Raw genomic sequence first — 17,964 nt, 5'->3', positions numbered from 1 at the left:
AAGGTTCGCACCCACCGGGCGTCACTCAACCGCGGCGACTCGCCCACTGCGCCAGCAGCACCGCGGTGGCCGAGGCCACGTTCAGGCTCTCCACCGCGCCGCTGCCAGGAATGGAGACCTGCAGGTCGCATTGCGCGGCCAGGCTGCGGTCCATGCCTTCACCTTCGGCGCCCATCACATACACCAAGCGTGCCGGCAACGGCGCGCGGAATACGTCATCACCACCTTCAACCAGGGTCGCGGCCAGGCCGAAACCGGCAGCGCGTAGCTGCGCCATCGCCTGTGCGGTCTCCGGCAGCTGCACCAGCGGCACCGCCTCGGCACCGCCCTCGGCCACGCGCGCGGCGGCGCCGGACAGGGCCAGCGTGCTGCCGGCCGGCAGCAGCAGCGCCTTGGCGCCGAAGTGCGCGGCCGAGCGCAGGATCGCGCCGAGGTTGTGCGGATTGCCCACACCGTCCAACCACAGCGCCAGCGCAGGGCCATCACCCACCTGCTGCAGCCACTGCGCCAGCGGCATTGCCGGTGCGCGCAGCACGTCGGCCACCACGCCTTCGTGATGGGTGGTGCCGGCGAGCTTGTTCAGATCGCCATCCTCGACCACGCGGTAGCCCACGCGGTTGGCCACGCACCACTTCAACAGCGGCTGCAGGCGCGGAATACGTGCCTCCAGCAGGTACAGCTTGCGCAGCGCCTGCGGCCGCGCTTCGAACGCGGCCAGCACGGCATTGAGGCCGTACAGGCGCAGCTCATCGCTGCCACCGCGCCCGCCACCGCCCGTGGCCGGCACCTCCGGGCGCGGCAACGGGGTTGCACGCGGCGGACGGGCGGACGGGCGGCGGTTGTTCCAAGGGTTGTTCACTTACACACTCTCCTGCTTGCGCTGGCGCCAGAAATCGGCGTTCTTGATGCCAAGAGCATCAGGGTCGAACACCGGATCCAGGCCCAGCTTCTTCTGTCGTTCGTAGTCACGCAGGGCCAGCATCGCCGGCTTCTGGATGATGAGGATGGCGATGATGTTCAGCCAGGCCATCAGGCCCACGCCGATGTCACCCAGCGCCCAGGCCAGGGTTGCATTGTGGAACGCGCCGAACACCACCATGCCGATGATGCCCAGGCGCAGCAGCAGCACGGTCAGCGGCCGCTTCCTGTTGTGGTTCACATAGCTGAGGTTGGTCTCGGCCATGTAGTAGTACGCCATGATGGTGGTGAAGGCGAAGAAGAAGATGGCCACCGATACGAACGCCGAACCCCAGCCCGGCAGCACCGCTTCCACGCCCGCCTGCGCATAGCCGGCGCCTTCGGGAATGCCGGCCAGGCCCTGGAAGATCGGTGCGCCGCCGGCCACCGGCGAGTACACGTTGTAGGTGCCGCTGGCCAGGATCAGGAACGCGGTGGCGGTGCACACCATCATGGTGTCGAAGTAGATGGCGAAGGCCTGCACGTATCCCTGCTTGGCCGGGTGCGAGACTTCCGAGGCGGCGGCCGCATGCGGGCCCGAGCCCTGGCCGGCCTCGTTGGCATAGATGCCGCGCTTGATGCCCCACTCCACCGCCAGGCCCATCATCGCTCCGAACGCAGCGTGGGTGCCGAAGGCACTGCTGAAGATGATGTTGAACATCTCCGGCACGCGGTCGTAGTTGATGATCATGATGATGATGGCCATCAGGATGAAGCCGGCGGCCATGAACGGCACCACCACTTCAGCGAAGTTGGCGATGCGCTTGACGCCACCGAAGATCACCACGCCCAGCAGCAGGGCTACCACGATGCCGATGCCCAGCTTCAGCGCCTGCACCGATTCCATGCCGAAGGCCTGGCCATCGAGCGGGCCGCACAGCGCGGTACCACGGCAGGCATTGATGATGCTGTCGGCGATGGCATTGGCCTGCACGCCCGGCATCAGGAAGCCGGCAGCAATGATCGTGGCGATGGCGAAGGCCAGCGCGTACCACTTCAGGCCCATCGCTTTTTCGATGTAGTACGCCGGGCCACCGCGGTAGCGGCCTTCGGCGTCCTTGGTCTTGTAGATCTGCGCCAGGGTGCATTCCACGTACGAGGTGGACGCGCCGAGGAAACCCATCACCCACATCCAGAAGATCGCGCCGGGGCCGCCGAAGGCGATGGCGGTGGCCACGCCGGCGATGTTGCCGATGCCCATGCGACCAGCCATCGACATGGCCAGGGCCTGGAACGAGGACACGCCGGCGTCGGATTTCTCCCCCTTGACGGTCAGGCGGCACATCTCGAGGAAGCCGCGGATCTGCATGAAGCGCGTGCGCAGGCTGAAGAACAGGCCGGCGCCCAGGCACACGAAGATCAGTGCCTTGCTCCAGATGATGCTGTTGATGAAATGTACGGTAGCTTCCACGCGCGCTCTCTCCAGTCGGCGGGTTGTAAGGACGTCCCGTCGGCTGGAAGGGACCGGTCGATTCTCCCTGATCGAAGGCCGCTGCGGTAGCGCTGTTTTGTAGAGCCGAGCCCATGCTCGGCTTGGGCCCCCGGGGGGGCAGCCGAGCATGGGCTCGGCTCTACAGCGACCCGCCCGCGCGTCAGGGCAGCTGCGTGCGCACCCGGGCGAAGCGGCGCAGGTCGTGCAGCACGCCGCGCTTGTAGACCGCGCAGCGATCCACCCCCTCTTCCTGGAAGCCGTTCTTTTCCAGCACCCGCGCCGAGCCGAGGTTGAAGTCGACCACCCCGGCCTGCAGCCTGAACAGGCGCAGTTCGTCCATCACCCACGGCGCGAACAGGCCGACCACGCGGGTCATCAGGCCTTGGCCCCAATGGGCCTGGCCCAGCCAGTAGCCAAGCTCAGCCATATGACCGCGCTCGGCGCTGCCCTGCTGCGCACCGACGCTGCCGCAGGCCTGGCCGTCGATCTCGATGGCCAGGTTCAGGGTGCCCGGCGTGAGCACGCGACCGGCGAGGAAGGCCTCGCCGTCGGCACGCGTGTAGGGGTACGGGAAGCGGTCGCGCAGACCGCGCGATACGTCGGGGTCGTTGGCGTGGCGCAGCAGTGATTCCAGATCGTCGGGGCGCCAGGGGCGCAGTTGGAAGCCGTCGCCTTGCAGCGGTGGGGTCAGAGCCCTTTCCCGTTGGGAAAGGGAACCGACCCCGTCAGGCACCCCGCCGGCGCGAGGGTCAGGCATGGCCGCCGACCGAGGGCGACTCGGCTTCCTGCTTCTCCAGTTCGCGCTTCACTGCTTCCGGCGAACGGGTGTACGGGGCCAGCCGCGCGTAGAACGCCGGCACCACGAACAGCGACAGGAACGTCGAGAGGGTCACGCCGAAGATGATCACGATGCCGATGGTGCCACGGCTGGCCGAGCCGGGGCCACCGGCCACCACCAGCGGGATGGCGCCGACCACGGTGGCGATCGAGGTCATCAGGATCGGGCGCAGGCGCACCATGGCCGATTCGATGATCGCCTCGCGCACCGTGCGCCCGTCGTCGCGCAGCTGGTTGGCGAACTCGACGATGAGGATGCCGTTCTTCGCCGCCAGGCCGACCAGCATGACGATGCCGATCTGGCTGAACAGGTTCACCGTGCCCCCGCTCACCCACAGCCCGACCAGCGCACCGAGCACACCCAGCGGCACGGTCAGCATGATGGTGAGCGGGTGGATGAAGCTTTCGAACTGCGCGGCCAGCACCAGGTACACCACCAGCAGGGCCATGGCGAAGGTCAGCAGCACCGCGCCGCCAGCGCTCTGGTATTCGCGCGACTCACCCTTCCAGTTCACCTGCGCGTACTGCGGCAGCTCCTCGCGGGCCACGTTCTGCGCCCAAGCAATGGCTTCGCCGAGCGGATAGCCCGGCGCCAGGCCGGCGCTGATGGTGATCGAGCGCAGGCGGTTGAAGCGGTTCAGGGTGCCGGCCTCGGCCACTTCGCTCAGCGTGACCAGGTTGGACAGTGGCACCAGCTCGCCGGAGGTGGCACGCACGCGGATCGCGGCCAGATCGGCTGGGCTGGCGCGGCCATCGCGGCCGGCCTGCACCAGCACGTCGTACTCCTCGCCGTTGTCGACGAAGGTGGTGACGCGGCGCGAACCCATCATGGTTTCCAGCGCCGAACCGATCGCGGTGACCGGAACGCCAAGGTCGGCCGCACGCTGGCGGTCGATGTTCACCCGCATCTGCGGCCGGGTTTCCTTGTAGTCCGAGTCGGGGCCGACCAGGCCGGGATTGTCGGCCATGCGCAGCAGGATGCGGTCGCGCCACTGCGCGATCTCGGCATATTCCGGGCCGCCGAGCACGATCTGGAACGGCTGGCCGCCACTGCGCACCAGCCCGCCGCCGACCTGGGTACGCACGCGCACACCGCGGATCGTGTCCAGTTCCTTCTGCAGTTCATTGGCCACATCCGGCGTGGCCTCACTGCGCTGGCGCCACGGTTGCAGGAAGATGCTGACGCGGCCGGTGTGCATTTCCTCGCTGGCACCGAAGCCGCCGGGCACGCGCGGGTTGGCACGGGCGATGGTCTTGTCGGCGCCGACATGCGGTGCCAGCAGCGCTTCCACCTGCTGCACCTGCTGCACGGTGTAGTCGTAGCCGGCGCCTTCCGGGCCGTCGATCATGATCTGGAACGAACCGCGGTCTTCGGCCGGCGCCAGCTCCGACGGCAGCAGCTTCAGCAGGCCCCAGCTGGCAGCCAGCGCGGCCACCATCACCAGCAGGTAGATCCAGGTGCGGTCGACATGGTGGTCGAGCACGCGGCCATAGCCCGATGCCAGGCGTTCCAGGTTGCGGTTGATGAAGCCATGCAGGCCACGCGGTGCCTGACCGGTGTGCGGCTTGAGCAGCTTGGAGGCCATCATCGGCGTCAGCGTCAGCGCCACGAATGCAGACAGCGCCACCGCCGCGGCCAGCGCCACCGCCAGTTCGCGGAACAATCGTCCGGTATTGCCTTCCAGGAAGCCGACCGGGAGGAACACCGCCACCAGCACGGCGGTGGTGGCGATGACCGCGAAGGCGACCTGCGCAGTGCCGCGCTTGGAGGCCACCAGCGGTGGCTCGCCCAGATCGATGCGGCGCTGCACGTTCTCCACCACCACGATTGCATCGTCCACCACCAGGCCGATGCACAGTACCAGCGCCAGCAGGGTCAGCAGGTTGATCGAGAAGTCGAACGCATACAGCGCGATGAAGGCGGCCACCAGACAGACCGGCACGGTCACCGCCGGAATCAGCGCGGCGCGGAAGCTGCCGAGGAACAGCCAGATCACCGCCAGCACCAGGATCATCGCCTCCACCAGCGTGGCGTAGACGCGGTCTACAGCGGCTTCGATGAAGGTGGTGTTGTCGAACGCCACGAAGATCTGCGTGCCCTTGGGCAACGACAGCGCCACGCGCTCGGCTTCGGCACGCGCGGTGCGCGCCACGTCCAGCGAGTTGGCGGTGGAGGTTTTGACGATGCCCAGGCCGATGCCCGGCTCGCCGTTGCTGCGGTAGTAGGCGCGACGCTCGGCCGAGGCCAGCTCGATCTTCGCCACGTCGCCCATGCGCACCACATAGCCGTCGCGGCCCTTGCCCAGCGGGATGGTCGCGAAGTCTTCGGGCTTGATGTAGTTGCGCTCCACGCGCAGGGTAAAATCGCGGTCGGTCGACTCGATGCGACCGGCCGGCAGTTCGACGTTCTCGTTGCGCAGTGCGGTTTCCACATCGCCGGTGGTCAGCCCACGCGCGGCCAGCTGGTCACGGTCCAGCCAGATGCGCATTGCGTAGCGCTGGCGGCCACCGATGCGGACCTGGGCCACGCCATCGAGGCTGGAGAAGCGGTCGACCACGTAGCGGTCGGCGTAGTCGCTCAGTTCCAGCGTGTCCATGGTCGAGGAGACCATGTTGAACCAGATGATCGGGTCGGCATCGCTTTCGACCTTGGCGATTTCCGGCGGCCGCGCTTCTTCCGGCATGCGGTCGGCGACGCGGCTGACCGCATCGCGCACGTCGTTGGCCGCCGCTTCGATATCGCGGTTGGAGGTGAATTCGATGCTGACCTGCGAGCGGCCGTTGGTGCTGCGCGCATTGATCGTATCGATGCCTTCGATACCGGCCAGCGCATCTTCCAGCACCTGGGTGATGCGGCTTTCGATGACCGCCGCCGACGCGCCGGTGTAGTCCACCGACACCGAGACGATCGGCGGATCGATGGCCGGCAGTTCACGCAGGGTCAGCCGGGTGAACGACATCACGCCCAGCACCAGCAGCAGCAGGCTCATCACCACGGCGAACACCGGCCGCTGGATGGAGATGTCGGACAGCTTCATCCGCCGTGGCCCTCGGCTGTGACCGGCGCCGGCGCGTCAGCCGGCTTCGCACCGCTGGCAGGTGCGGCGTCCTTGGCCGCGACCTTCAGGCCCGGGCGCAGCTTGCCGGTGCCGTCGACCACGATGCGCTGGCCGGCGTCCAGGCCCTGCTTGATTTCCACCACGCCGGCGCGGCGTGCACCGGTGACCACATCCACGCGCTCGACGCTTTCATCGGCCTTGATGCGGTAAACGAAGGTATCGCGGCCAACCTGCACCACGGCGATTTCCGGCACCACCAGCGCCGGGCGCTCGGGCCGGAACAGGCGCACATCGAGCAGCATGCCCGGGCGCAGCGCGTGGTCGCCGTTGGCGAAGTCGGCGCGCACGGTCACCGCGCGGGTGGCCGGGTCGATGCGCGCGTCGATGGTGCTGACCACACCCTCGAAGCTGCGGCCCGGCCACGCCACGCTGGTGGCACTGACCTTGTCACCGACACCAAGCGCGGCCAGTTCCACTTCCGGCACCTGGAAATCAACATGCATATGCTCGATGTCGTCGAGCGTGGCGATCACCGTGGTCGGTGTCAGCAGCGTGCCCGGGCTGACCTGGCGGATGCCGAGCACGCCGGCGAACGGCGCGCGCACACGACGGTCACCGATGTCCGACTGCATCTGGGTCACACGCGCCTCGGCGGCATCGCGGATCGACTTCTGCGTATCCAGCGTGGCGCTGGACACCAGCCGCTGCGTGGCCAGCTCGCGCTGGCGCTTGTACAGCTGGTCGGCTTCGTGGAAGGTAGCCTGCGCCTGTACCAGCGCCGCTTCCTGAGCCTGCCCGCGCAGGGTCACGATCGGCGCACCAGCGGCGATGTGCTGGCCGCTCTCGAAATGCACCTTCTCGACGATCTCGCTGACCTTGGCCGTGACGCTGATCGACTCGCGCGCCTTGGCCGTGCCCAGCGCCTGCAGGGTGTCATTCCACGGCCTGGACTGCACGACCTGCGCGGTGACCGGCACCGCTTCCCCCTGCCGGCGTGCGGCGGCCTCCGGTTTGCCTGCGCACCCGGCCAGCACGGCCAGGCTGAGGCCGAAGGCCAGGGTCGAAGCGATACGAGCCAACATGAACGGTCCTGATTGATCCACGGCCGCCGAGTGTAGGCAAGGGCCCGCAAAAGCGGTATGTGCCAAGCGTTTACCGTCGTGGAACCGATGTTGCGATGGCGCCTTGAACCCGTTCCGTGCAAGGCTGAAGGGCGCGGTGTCGGCGTGTGTCGGGGTGTATCCGGTGCCCCATCGACTGCGCTGTCATCGTAGAGTCGAAGGTGCCTGACAGAGGGCGTCGGGTGGGGGCGGATCCTGGCGGGGATCCGGCCCCGTTTTTTTGCCCGGTGCATGGGTAGCACCGGGCCATGCCCGGCGGATCAGTACCGGTAATTCACCTTCATCCAGACGCTGCGACCGGGCTCGTTGATGCGGACCGGATCGGCCGGGAAGCCGAAGTCGGCACTGCCGGCCAGGTTCAGATGCTCGCTGTAGGCACGGTCGAACAGGTTGTCGACGCCGGCGCTGAGCTGCAGCTGCGGGTTGAAGCGGTAGGCCGCATTGAGTGCGAGGGTGGCGAACCCCGCGCTCGGCCCGAGGTCCTGGGCCACCACGTTGCCCTGTCCATCTGCGACACGATGCTGCTGGGTCACGGCACGCACCAATGCACCGGCACTCCAGCGCTGGCCTTCCCAGTTCGCGCTCAGGCGCGCTTCCAGCGGCGGCATCTGCGGCAGCGGACGCTGCTGGTCGCGGTTCTCGCCCCAGGCATAGGCCATTGTACCGCCCAGCTTCCATTGCGCGCCCACGCGCACATCCAGACCCGCCTCGGCGCCGGCGATGCGCGCATCGATGTTGCTGGCCTGGCTCATGCCCATCATGCCGCTGCCGTGATAGGTGAACAGGATGTAGTCATGGATCTGCCCGGCGTAGGCCGAGACCCAGGCCTGCACGCGCGGCCCCTTGTACTGCAGGCCGATGTCGAGCTGGGTGGTGCGCTCGGGCTGGATGCCGGCAAACGCGTTCGGTGCACCGGCCGGGCCATGATCGGGTGAGAACAGCTCCCAGTAGTCGGGCATGCGCTGGCTGTGGCCGAGGCCGGCGTACCAGGTCAGGCCGTCGGCCAGGTCCTGCTCGTAGCGCAGGAAGCCGCTGCCCAGCCATTCCTTGCGGCGCTGGCCCGCGGTCGGGTTGGGCAGGTTGCCCATCATGCCGCGGATCGACTGCCGCTCATCGCGCACGCTGGCGCGATCGATGCGCAGGCCACTGATCCAGCGCTGGTCGCTGCCAGCGCCCAGCGTCAGTTCGGTGAACAGGCCATAGCGACGGAAGTTGGCATCGGTCTGCCAGTCGGCCTGCCTGTAGGTGTCACGGCCCATGCCCATGCGGCCACGATGACGGCTGTCCTCGCCGTCCACACCGGCCCCCAGCTGCACGTCCTGCCAGCGCCACTCGGAACTGACGCGGCCGCCCTGGGTACGGCGGTCCACGTTCGATGCCATCGGCATCGGCATCATGCTGTGCGGATTCGGCGTGCGCAGCGTGTAGTTGTCCATCACATGGTCGGCTTCGTTGTAGTACACATTGGCCTGCAACGTGTCCCAGGCACCGGGCAGGTTGCGCTTCTCGAAACGCGCCGCGTAGCTGGTTCGCTCGAACGCGGCACCGTCCATGCCGCGCCCGGCATAACGTGCGATCGCATCGCCGGCACCGGCGGAGACTTCCAGCAGCGTGTCCGGATCCGGCGTCCAGCCGACGGCCACGTCGCCATTCCACTTGCGCCACTTCGACGGCACCACCTCACCGTGGCCATCCTTGTAGTCATCGGCCTCGGAACGGTTGCCGCTGGCGCGTAGGTAACCAGTCGGGTTGCCCAGGGTCAGGTCCAGCACCTGGTCATTGCGGTTGCGCGAACCAACCAGGGCACTGGCATCGGCGCGCAGGCCCGGTTCCTCGAAGCGTGGCGTATCGCGTTCGAAGCGCACGGTGCCGGCCGAGGCACCGGCGCCCCAGCGCACGCTCTGTGGCCCCTTGATGATGATCAGCCGGTCGAAGCTTTCCGGCGCGATGTAGGACAGCGGATTGTCCATGCGCGAGGGGCAGGCACCGATCAGGTTGCCGTCGTTGCTGAGGATGTTCAGGCGCGAACCGAACATGCCGCGCAGCACCGGGTCCCCATTGGTGCCGCCATTGCGGATGGCGGAGAAGCCGGGAACGGTTTTCAGGTAGTCGGCGCCGTCACTGGCTGGTACCGGCTGCCGGGGCAGGCGCGGATCGGTCTCCCAGTGCAGCGGCGAAGACGGTGCGGCAGCGGTGACCACCAGCGTGTCGAGGGTGCGCGCTTCTTCGGCAGGCGCAGCGTGTGCCAGTGACGCGGCCACGGCCAGGCCGAGGGCAACCGGCAGGCGCGCGCAGGCGCCCGCAGGGCGGGAAGTCATTTTCATCGGAACAGCTCCAGGGTACGCAAGCGCGCACGGCGTCCGTGCGGACGTCGTGCGGCAGATTCATGGGGACATCAGCGGACGATGGAGCGGCGCGGCGGCCCACGCGCGGCATGTGCCGGCCAGCGCAGCGCCGGCAGCAGCTGCTGTGTGCACGCGAAGATCAGCCGCGGCCGCCACAGCAGCGGCAACAGCAGCACCAGCACCGCCAGCCAGGGCAGCAGGCGCATGGCCAGCACGCAGTATTCGCAGGCTTCGCCGTGCATGGCGTGGGGATCGGCCGGCCGACTGGGTGCTGTCGTCGCAGCGTTGTGCTGATCGTGCCCGGCCATGGCCATGTCGTGCATGTCATGGCCCATTGCGGCGTGATCCATGCCCTCCACCGCCGCGTGGTCCATCGGCGGCGCCTGCAGCGCGCGGCTGACCAGTGGCGCAAGCACCATCAGCAGCGTCGCCAGGACGGCGAGCTGGAGCAGAAGGCGTTGCGGGCGGGACAGGCAGGGCACCGCGCTAGTGTAGAGCCGGCTGCCGGGATGCCCGTGCGACGAACCGTCGCAGGAGGGGTTCATCGGCAGGGCTGCGCCCTGCACCCGCAGAGACCACGGCAAGAGCCGAAGCAACAACAAAAGCAAAAGCGGTTTCCTGTGGGTAGGCGGGGTAGGTCCGATTGCAGGGGACGCCGTGAATCCGTCCATGGAGGCTCGGTCGCGCCATCCATGGCGCTCACGCCCCCGCAACCGGACCCACCTCGCCTTCGACAGTTTTCTGCGAGCTGTCGGAATGGCATGGGGTCAGATCCGTTTTCCGCAGGAAAACGGATCTGACCCCAGATGTATTTCGATATCTGACAGAAGTGTCGACCAAGGTCGACACCTACCCACAGCCGCCGGAATCTGTCAGAGGTGGGGCGGTGTTGGAGTGCGGGGTGTCAGCCGCATGGATGCGGCTGCCAAGCCTACAGGGACGTACTTGCGGCGTCCCCGCACTCCGACACCGCCCCGCCAACCCACGGAATGCCCGCTTCTGTTGTTGCTGTTGAGGTTGCCGGCCAGCGGCCGGCACTACCGCAGGTGCAGGGCTGCAAGCCCTGCTCGCCCCCTCACACCGTGATGGTCTGGGTCAGCGATTCCCACGTCGGCGGCACCGGCCACGCGGCGGCCTGGTTGCCATCCAGCACCCTTCGCAGATCGCGCGGGTCGATCTGCGGGGCCAGCACATGCACCAGCTCCAGCGCGTAATCGCGCAGCACCCGGTCGCGCGGCAGCACCGCCCAGGCGATGCACTCACTGATCGGATCCGGCGCCGGCCATGCCTTCAGGTCTTCATCATTGGCACTGACCGCCATCTCGGCCAGCAGGCCCACGCCCAGCCCAGTGCGTACGTACGTCTTGATCAGATCGGCATCCAGCGCGGTCAGCGCCAGATCGGGCACCAGGCCATGTGCGGCGAAGGCGCGCTGCAGCGACGAGTTCGGGCGCGTGGAGGATTCATAGCTGATCAGCGGTTGCCGGGCCAGCGCGGCCAGGTCCGGCACGCGCCCGGCGCGGTCCAGCGGGTGGCCCTTGGGCACCACCACCAATCGCCGCCAGCGGAACAGCGGCACCGCGATGCCATCGGTCGGTTCACTGCCGGCCGTACTGATGATGGCGATATCGGCATCACCCTGCTTCAACCGGTCCAGCGCATCGGCTTCGGCCGCCTGCTGCAGATGCACGCTGACCTGCGGGTAGGCCTGCTTGATCGCCGCCACCGCCGGCGGCAGTACGAAACGCGCCTGGGTGTGGGTGGTGGTCAGGATCAGCTGGCCCTGGCTTTCACGGCGTTGGTTGGCCGCATAGGTCCGGATGTTGTTGGCTTCGGCCAGCACCGCACGGGCACGCGAAATGACCTCGGTGCCAGCCGGGGTGACCGATTCCAGACTGCGCCCCTTGCGCACGAACAACAGGAAGCCGAGCTCGTCCTCCAGCTGCTTTAGCTGCTTGGACAGGCCGGGCTGGGTGGCGTGCACGCGCGAGGCGGCCAGCGTGATGTTCAGCTCAGCGTCGGCGATGGCAACCAGGTAGCGCAGCTGGGTCAGCGTCATGGGCAGGCGGGCGGCATGGGGCGGAGGTCCACTCTAGGGTCAATTGCCGTCACCAGCTTATAACCAAAGGTTGTTTAAGAAAGGTATCTGGTCATTTCCGGGCGTCATATGCCGGCGCTACGGTCAGCCGGCAGCCGCTGGCCTGAACAGCCAGCCCTCCCCCTTTGCCCGCCGATGCCCGGCGCGGCCCCGTTTCCGGAGTGCATCCATGGCCCTGTACGACTCCATCCTCGATACCGTCGGCAACACCCCCATCGTCAGGCTGCAGCGCCTGGCGCCGCCACAGGTCAGCGTCTACGCCAAGGTCGAGTCGTTCAACCCCGGCGGCTCGGTGAAGGACCGCCTGGCGCTGGCGATCATCCTCGACGCCGAAGCGCGTGGCCTGCTCAAGCCGGGCGACACCATCGTCGAGGCCACCTCGGGCAACACCGGCGTGGCACTGGCGATGGTCGCCGCCGCACGTGGTTACAAGTTCGTGGCGACCATGGTCGAGACGTTCTCGGTGGAACGCCGCAAACTGATGCGCGCCTACGGTGCCAAGGTGATCCTGACCCCAGCCGCCGAACGTGGCAGCGGCATGGTGCGCAAGGCGCGTGAACTGGCCGAGCAGCATGGCTGGTTCCTGGCCAGCCAGTTCGCCAACCCGGCCAATCCGGCCTATCACCGCAACACCACCGCCGCCGAGATCCTGCGCGACTTCGCCGGCAAGCGGCTGGACTACTTCGTCAGCGGCTGGGGCACCGGCGGCACGCTCACCGGCGTAGGCGAAGTACTGAAGGTCGCGCGCCCGCAGACCCGCATCATCGCTACCGAGCCGGCCGGTGCCGCGCTGCTGAAGGGCGATGACTGGAAGCCGCACAAGATCCAGGGCTGGACCCCGGACTTCGTGCCCGACGTGCTCAACCGCGATGTGGTGGACGAGCTGGTGTCGGTCGACGACGACCGTGCCATTGCCACCGCACGCCGCCTGGCGGCCGAGGAAGGCATTTTCGTCGGCATCTCCGCCGGTGCCACCGTCGCCAGTGCGCTGGACGTGGCCGCGCGTGCTGAACCCGGCGCAGTGATCCTGGCCATGCTGCCGGACACCGGCGAGCGCTACTTCTCCACGCCGCTGTTCGCCGATGTGAATGAGGGCTCCGACGACGAGTGGCTGGCCGGTCTGCCGTGATGCACAGGGTCAGAGCCCTTTCCCGTCCGGGAAAGGACCTCGACCCTGTCGGCGCACCTCTGACCCCCTTCTGCTTCAGCTTGCGTGAAGGCCGTCGGATCGCAGCGGGTGAGACGGTCATGACGCAGTATCGATGCCCTGTCCCCTACCGTGGGAACAGCCGGCGCAGAGGCTGCGCGGATCACCTCACAGGCAGGAGACGGACGCATGAAGATCGAAGTTTGGCAGGGCGACATCACGACCCTGGCGGTGGATGCGATCGTCAACGCGGCCAATGAAACGCTGCTCGGTGGCGGCGGTGTCGACGGCGCGATCCATCGCGCGGCCGGCGCCGCATTGCTGACCGAATGTGCGCAGTTGCCGGAGCTGCGCCCGGGCGTACGCTGCCCGACCGGCGAAGTACGCGCCACCGGTGCCTATGCGTTGCCGGCGCGACATGTGCTGCACACGGTCGGCCCGGTCTGGCACGACGGCCAGCGCGACGAACCGGCACTGCTGGCCAACTGCTACTGGAAATCGCTGCAGCTGGCCGAGTCGTTGGGCGTGCAGTCGATCGCGTTCCCGGCCATCAGTTGCGGTGTGTATGGCTATCCGCTGTACCAGGCCGCGCAGATCGCGGTGACCGAAACGCTGGCGTGGCAGCGCAGCCATGCGCAGCCGATGCGCATCGTGCTGGTCGCCTTCAATACGGCCACGGCCAAGGCCTATCAGCAGGCATTGGCTGCGGCGGGCCAGAGCCCGGAGAGCGAGCCGCGCGGCGCGATGTTGCCGCCGCTGGGCGATGCAGGCCTGGCCGCCGCGCATTGAGCGACGGGTTGGGAGAACGAAGAAAGGCCGGGCATTGCCCGGCCTTTTCCGTTGTGCGGCCAGTGTCATCCACGCGTGGCGTGGATCTACCTCATGGGCTGGCGGCTTCCTCGGCGGCGTCTTCGGCCGCGGCGGCGTCAGCACCCGCGCTGGCGCCCTCCACCTGCACGCGCACTTCCACCAGACCGGCAGCGTCGTTCAGGCTGGACACGTCCACGGTGTAGTGACCGGCCGGCAGCGTTTGCTGCAGGCGCGCATTGGTGCCATTGCCACCATCGTCGTCGCTCAGCTCGACGTCGCCACCAACCACGCGCAGCACAGTGTCGACCTGGCTGGAGATCGCATCCAGACGCACGTCGGCCGGGCGATCCAGAGTCAGCAGGAAGCGGCGGCGGCCCTCATTGTCGAGCATGGTGTAGACGCTGCCCGAGCTCGGCAGCGCGCTGCCGTCACGCTCGACCAGATTGCCCGGCAGCTCGATGCGTGTGGCGGTCAGGGTGAACATGCCATTGACGCCGCTGCCGAGGCCACGCGCGGTCAGGGTGTACTTGCCCGGCTTCAGCGACAGGCTCAGGCGCGAGTTGGTGCTGTCACCGCCATCGTCGTTCTCGGCATCCACGCCCTGACCGGACAGCTTCAGCACCGGATCGAACACGTCCGACACCAGGCGAATCTCGTACAGGCCTTCCTTCTCCACCTGCAGCGTGTAGTCCTGCGAATCGCTGGCCAGCATGTCGACCACCTCGCCACTGCCCACCAGCGGCTTGCCGTCATACGGCTTCAGCTTCTCGGCGCGCAGGCGATACGGGCCAAAGGCGGTAGCGCCATCGGCGTTGACCGCCACCTGGTAGGTGCCGCCACCGTTGGCACGGAAGGCCAGCGAAACGTCACCTTCGCGCTCGTAGCCGGTGTTGCTGGTGGACACGAGGCTGCCGTTGCTGAACACGGCGATCGAGCCGCTCAGTGCACCGGTCAGCTTCAGGCCGACCAGATCCTTGTCGGCCAGCGTAATCTGGTAGAGCTGGTGATGGCTGCCGTCGTTGAAGTTGATGCCGCTGCGCGAGGTGATCTCGCCGGACACCGGCTTGTCGAATTCCAGCGACGCGGCCTTGCCCGCATCCGCGCTGCCACCGATGCGGTTGCAACCGCCGGCGACCAGGGCCGTGGCAACGGCCAGTGTGAGTGCTGCCAAACGCATGTTGTTTCTCCTTGGCCTTCCATGTAGTTCCCGCATGCCGGCCGGGCACGCGGGGGCGGAAACGATACCCGCAAAAGCAAACGCCGGCGTGATGCCGGCGTTGCCCTGTTCATCCTGCGATGGAACGGATCAACCGTTCCACTTGCCCAGCGCGGCCAGGCCGTTGTCCTTGGCGCGCTCGAACACGGTCTTCTGCGCCGCAGCGTAGTTGCCCTTCATGTCCTTGGCCCACAGCTTCAGCGCGGCCTGCTGCATGGCACGGCCGTAGGAGAAGCTGAGCGGCCAAGGCAGGTTGCCCAGCTGGTTCATCGCGTTCAGGTGTGCGGTGGACTGTTCGTCGGTCTGGCCGCCGGACAGGAACACCACGCCCGGCAGGATCGCCGGCACGGTGCTCTTGAGGCACATCACGGTCGATTCGGCCACTTCCTCGACGTCGGCCTGCTCATCGCAGCCCTTGCCGGAGATGACCATCGAGGCCTTCAGGATGGTGCCTTCCAGCAGCACGTTCTGCTGGTACAGCGCATCGAACAGCGAACGCAGGGTCGCTTCGGTCACTTCGTAGCAGGTCTCGATATCGTGGTCGCCGTCCATGATCACTTCCGGCTCGACCATCGGCACCAGGCCGCATTCCTGGCACAGCGCCGCATAGCGGGCCAGCGCGTGGGCGTTGGACTCGATGCAGGTGCCCGACGGAATGCTCTCGCCGATGTTGATCACCGCACGCCACTTGGCAAAGCGCGCGCCCAGCTTGTAGTACTCCTGCAGGCGCTCGCGCAGGCCGTCCAGGCCTTCGGTCACCAGCTCACCCGGGCAGCCGGCCAGCGGGTGCGCACCCTTGTCCACCTTGATGCCCGGAATCATGCCGTGGTCGGCCATGTACTTGGCGAACGGCACGCCGTCCTTGGTCGACTGGCGGATGGTTTCGTCGTACAGGATGGCGCCGGAAATGTGCTCGTTGAGCTTCGGCGTGGTCAGCAGCAGTTCGCGGTAGGCACGACGGTTCTCCTCGGTGTTCTCGATGCCGACGCCAGCAAAACGCTTGGCGATGGTAGCGGTGGATTCGTCGATCGCGATGATGCCCTTGCCCGGGGCAACCATGGCCTGGGCGGTTTCAGCCAGCTGTTCGATGCTCATGTACTTCCTGTGGCGGGTGCGGGAAAAACGTAAGTATAGCCCCGCCACCCGTTGCCTCGACGTCGAGGCCAGGATGGAAACGATTCCAATGTCCGCGCAGGACAACGCGTGTCCTGCGCCATGGGGTCAGAGCCCCATCGGGGATCCGACCCCGGGGTCGGATCCCCGATGGGGCTCTGACCCTGACCCGGCGGTTCCGCTTACAGGTCGCCCAGGCCGCTGGCGCGGCCGTCCTCGCCCACTTCCAGCAGGCGCAGGGTGTTGGTCGCGCCCAGCGTCTCCATGTGCTCGCCGCTGGTGAATACGACGCGGTCACCGGCCTGCAGCAGCTCCGATTCCACCAGCAGGCGGATGCTGCCCCGTGCGGCTTCGCGCGGGGTCAGCCCGCGGCTGTCGAAGTTGATCGGGTAGACATCGCGCATCAGCGCCATCTGCCGGCGTGCGCCGTCATGGCGGGTCACCGCGAACACCGGCGCCTTGGCGCGGAAACGCGACAGGTAACGTGCAGTGCCACCGGATTCGGTCATCGCCACGATCGCGCGCACGCCCACGTGCTGCGACAGGAACATGGTGGCCATGGCGATGGCCTGGTCGGCACGCTCCAGATTGCGCGGCGAGGCGTTGAAATCGGTCTCGGTCTGGAACTGGCGCTCGGCGCCCAGGCAGATGCGTGCCATCGCTTCCACGGCCTTGACCGGGTAGGCGCCGGCGGCGGTTTCGGCCGACAGCATCACCGCGTCGGTACCGTCGATGACCGAGTTGGCCACGTCCAGCACTTCGGCGCGGGTCGGGATCGGGCTTTCCACCATCGACTGCAGCATCTGCGTGGCGGTGATCACCACCTTGTTCTGCGCCAGTGAGGCCTTGATGATCTTCTTCTGCAGGCCCGGCAGTTCGGCGTCGCCGATTTCCACGCCCAGGTCACCGCGGGCCACCATCACCACGTCGCTGGCCTCGACGATTTCTTCCAGGTTCTCGATCGCCTCGGTGCGCTCGATCTTCGACACCAGGGCAGCATCGCAACCGTGCGAGCGGGCGATCTCGCGCGCATCGTTCATGTCCTGCGCGTTGCGGCAGAACGACACGGCGATGAAGTCCACGCCGATCTTGGCGACGATGCCGATCAGTTCCTTGTCACGCTCGGTCAGCGCGCCCAGCGACAGGCCGCCGCCCTGCTTGTTCAGGCCCTTGCGGTCGGACAGCACACCATCGTTGAGCACGGTGTTGACGATGCGGTCGCCCTGCACTTCCACCACCTGCAGCTGCATCAGACCATCGTCGAGCAGCAGCACATCACCGGGGCCGACGTCCTGCGGCAGGCCGAGGTAGCTGACGCCGACCTGGCTGGCGTTGCCCGGGCCGGCGTTCTCGCTGGCGATCAGATCGAAGCGGTCGCCCGCCTTCAGCTGCACCTTGCCTTCGGCGAAGCGCTCGATGCGGATCTTCGGGCCCGGCAGGTCGGCCAGGATGCCCACTTCCACGCCCACGCGCGCCGCGGCGGCACGCACTTCGGCGGCACGCTTGGCTTGGCCGGACGGGTCACCGTGGCTGAAGTTCAGACGCACCACGTTGACGCCGGCGCGGAACAGATCCTCCAGCACGCCCGGCGGATCAGTGGCCGGACCGAGGGTGGCAAGGATCTTGGTGCGACGCTGACGCTCGAACATGGTGAAGGGGCCTCTCCCGTTAAAGAACGGAAATTAGCACATCCTTCACGCCCCATGTATACGGTTACATCCTTGCGCCACCTGACTTCGCGGGTCATGCAACGGACATGCCCCGGACATACGCTGGCGCAGGGAGACCGGTAGCGCCGGGCCATGCCCGGCTGGGCCTTGGGCCGCAAT

General features: G+C 67.4%; 13 protein-coding genes. 2 read left to right on the top strand and 11 right to left on the bottom strand.

What is annotated here, in order from left to right; translation table 11 throughout:
• Window positions 1–25 precede the first annotated feature (25 nt).
• The 8 genes from LZ605_RS19865 to LZ605_RS19830 form a co-directional block, all read right to left on the bottom strand.
• A complete protein-coding gene (locus LZ605_RS19865) occupies window positions 26–859 on the bottom strand; it encodes a TrmH family RNA methyltransferase (RefSeq protein ID WP_249843019.1) in 834 nt (277 codons plus the stop codon).
• Entirely contained in the window at window positions 860–2,368 is a 1,509-nt protein-coding gene (locus tag LZ605_RS19860) for an alanine/glycine:cation symporter family protein (protein WP_249843018.1), read from the bottom strand. It abuts the gene before it with no gap.
• 181 nt (window positions 2,369–2,549) lie between these two features.
• Window positions 2,550–3,146, bottom strand: a complete 597-nt coding sequence (locus LZ605_RS19855) for a GNAT family N-acetyltransferase (RefSeq protein ID WP_249843017.1) — start codon at window positions 3,144–3,146, stop codon at window positions 2,550–2,552.
• Complete coding sequence (locus tag LZ605_RS19850; protein ID WP_249843016.1) at window positions 3,139–6,264, bottom strand: efflux RND transporter permease subunit; 3,126 nt, start codon at window positions 6,262–6,264, stop codon at window positions 3,139–3,141. The genes LZ605_RS19855 and LZ605_RS19850 overlap by 8 nt, the downstream gene beginning before the upstream one ends.
• Complete coding sequence (locus LZ605_RS19845; protein ID WP_249843015.1) at window positions 6,261–7,367, bottom strand: efflux RND transporter periplasmic adaptor subunit; 1,107 nt, start codon at window positions 7,365–7,367, stop codon at window positions 6,261–6,263. Before LZ605_RS19845 ends, LZ605_RS19850 begins: the two co-directional genes overlap by 4 nt.
• 299 nt (window positions 7,368–7,666) lie before the next feature.
• A complete protein-coding gene (locus LZ605_RS19840; RefSeq protein WP_249843014.1) occupies window positions 7,667–9,730 on the bottom strand; it encodes a TonB-dependent copper receptor in 2,064 nt (687 codons plus the stop codon).
• 71 nt (window positions 9,731–9,801) lie between these two features.
• Window positions 9,802–10,233, bottom strand: coding sequence for a DUF2946 family protein (locus tag LZ605_RS19835; protein ID WP_249844959.1), 432 nt, complete (start codon window positions 10,231–10,233; stop codon window positions 9,802–9,804).
• A 593-nt stretch (window positions 10,234–10,826) separates the two neighbouring features.
• Window positions 10,827–11,810 carry a LysR family transcriptional regulator gene (locus LZ605_RS19830; RefSeq protein ID WP_107231697.1) on the bottom strand — a complete coding sequence of 328 codons (984 nt, stop codon included), beginning with the start codon at window positions 11,808–11,810 and terminating at the stop codon, window positions 10,827–10,829.
• Window positions 11,811–12,018: 208 nt separating this feature from the next.
• Here LZ605_RS19830 and cysK point away from each other — a divergent pair, with 208 nt between their 5' ends.
• Entirely contained in the window at window positions 12,019–12,978 is a 960-nt protein-coding gene (gene cysK, locus LZ605_RS19825) for a cysteine synthase A (RefSeq protein ID WP_107231696.1), read from the top strand.
• 207 nt (window positions 12,979–13,185) lie between these two features.
• Entirely contained in the window at window positions 13,186–13,785 is a 600-nt protein-coding gene (locus tag LZ605_RS19820; protein WP_249843013.1) for an O-acetyl-ADP-ribose deacetylase, read from the top strand.
• Between the two features lie 91 nt (window positions 13,786–13,876).
• Here the strand turns inward: LZ605_RS19820 and LZ605_RS19815 are convergent, their stop codons facing one another.
• From LZ605_RS19815 to pyk, 3 genes are all read right to left on the bottom strand, one after another.
• Window positions 13,877–14,983 (bottom strand): iron-sulfur cluster assembly protein, encoded by a 1,107-nt coding sequence (locus LZ605_RS19815; protein WP_249843012.1) that lies wholly within the window; start codon window positions 14,981–14,983, stop codon window positions 13,877–13,879.
• A 129-nt stretch (window positions 14,984–15,112) separates the two neighbouring features.
• Window positions 15,113–16,117: a class I fructose-bisphosphate aldolase gene (locus LZ605_RS19810; protein ID WP_107231693.1), complete on the bottom strand. Its 1,005-nt coding sequence runs from the start codon at window positions 16,115–16,117 to the stop codon at window positions 15,113–15,115.
• A 200-nt stretch (window positions 16,118–16,317) separates the two neighbouring features.
• Complete coding sequence (gene pyk / locus LZ605_RS19805) at window positions 16,318–17,784, bottom strand: pyruvate kinase (protein ID WP_107231692.1); 1,467 nt, start codon at window positions 17,782–17,784, stop codon at window positions 16,318–16,320.
• Window positions 17,785–17,964: the final 180 nt, after the last annotated feature.

It is taken from the genome of Stenotrophomonas maltophilia (assembly GCF_023518235.1).
Taxonomy (GTDB): domain Bacteria; phylum Pseudomonadota; class Gammaproteobacteria; order Xanthomonadales; family Xanthomonadaceae; genus Stenotrophomonas.
The sequence above is the reverse complement of the archived record's forward strand: the minus strand, read 5'-3'. Positions and strand labels throughout refer to the sequence as shown.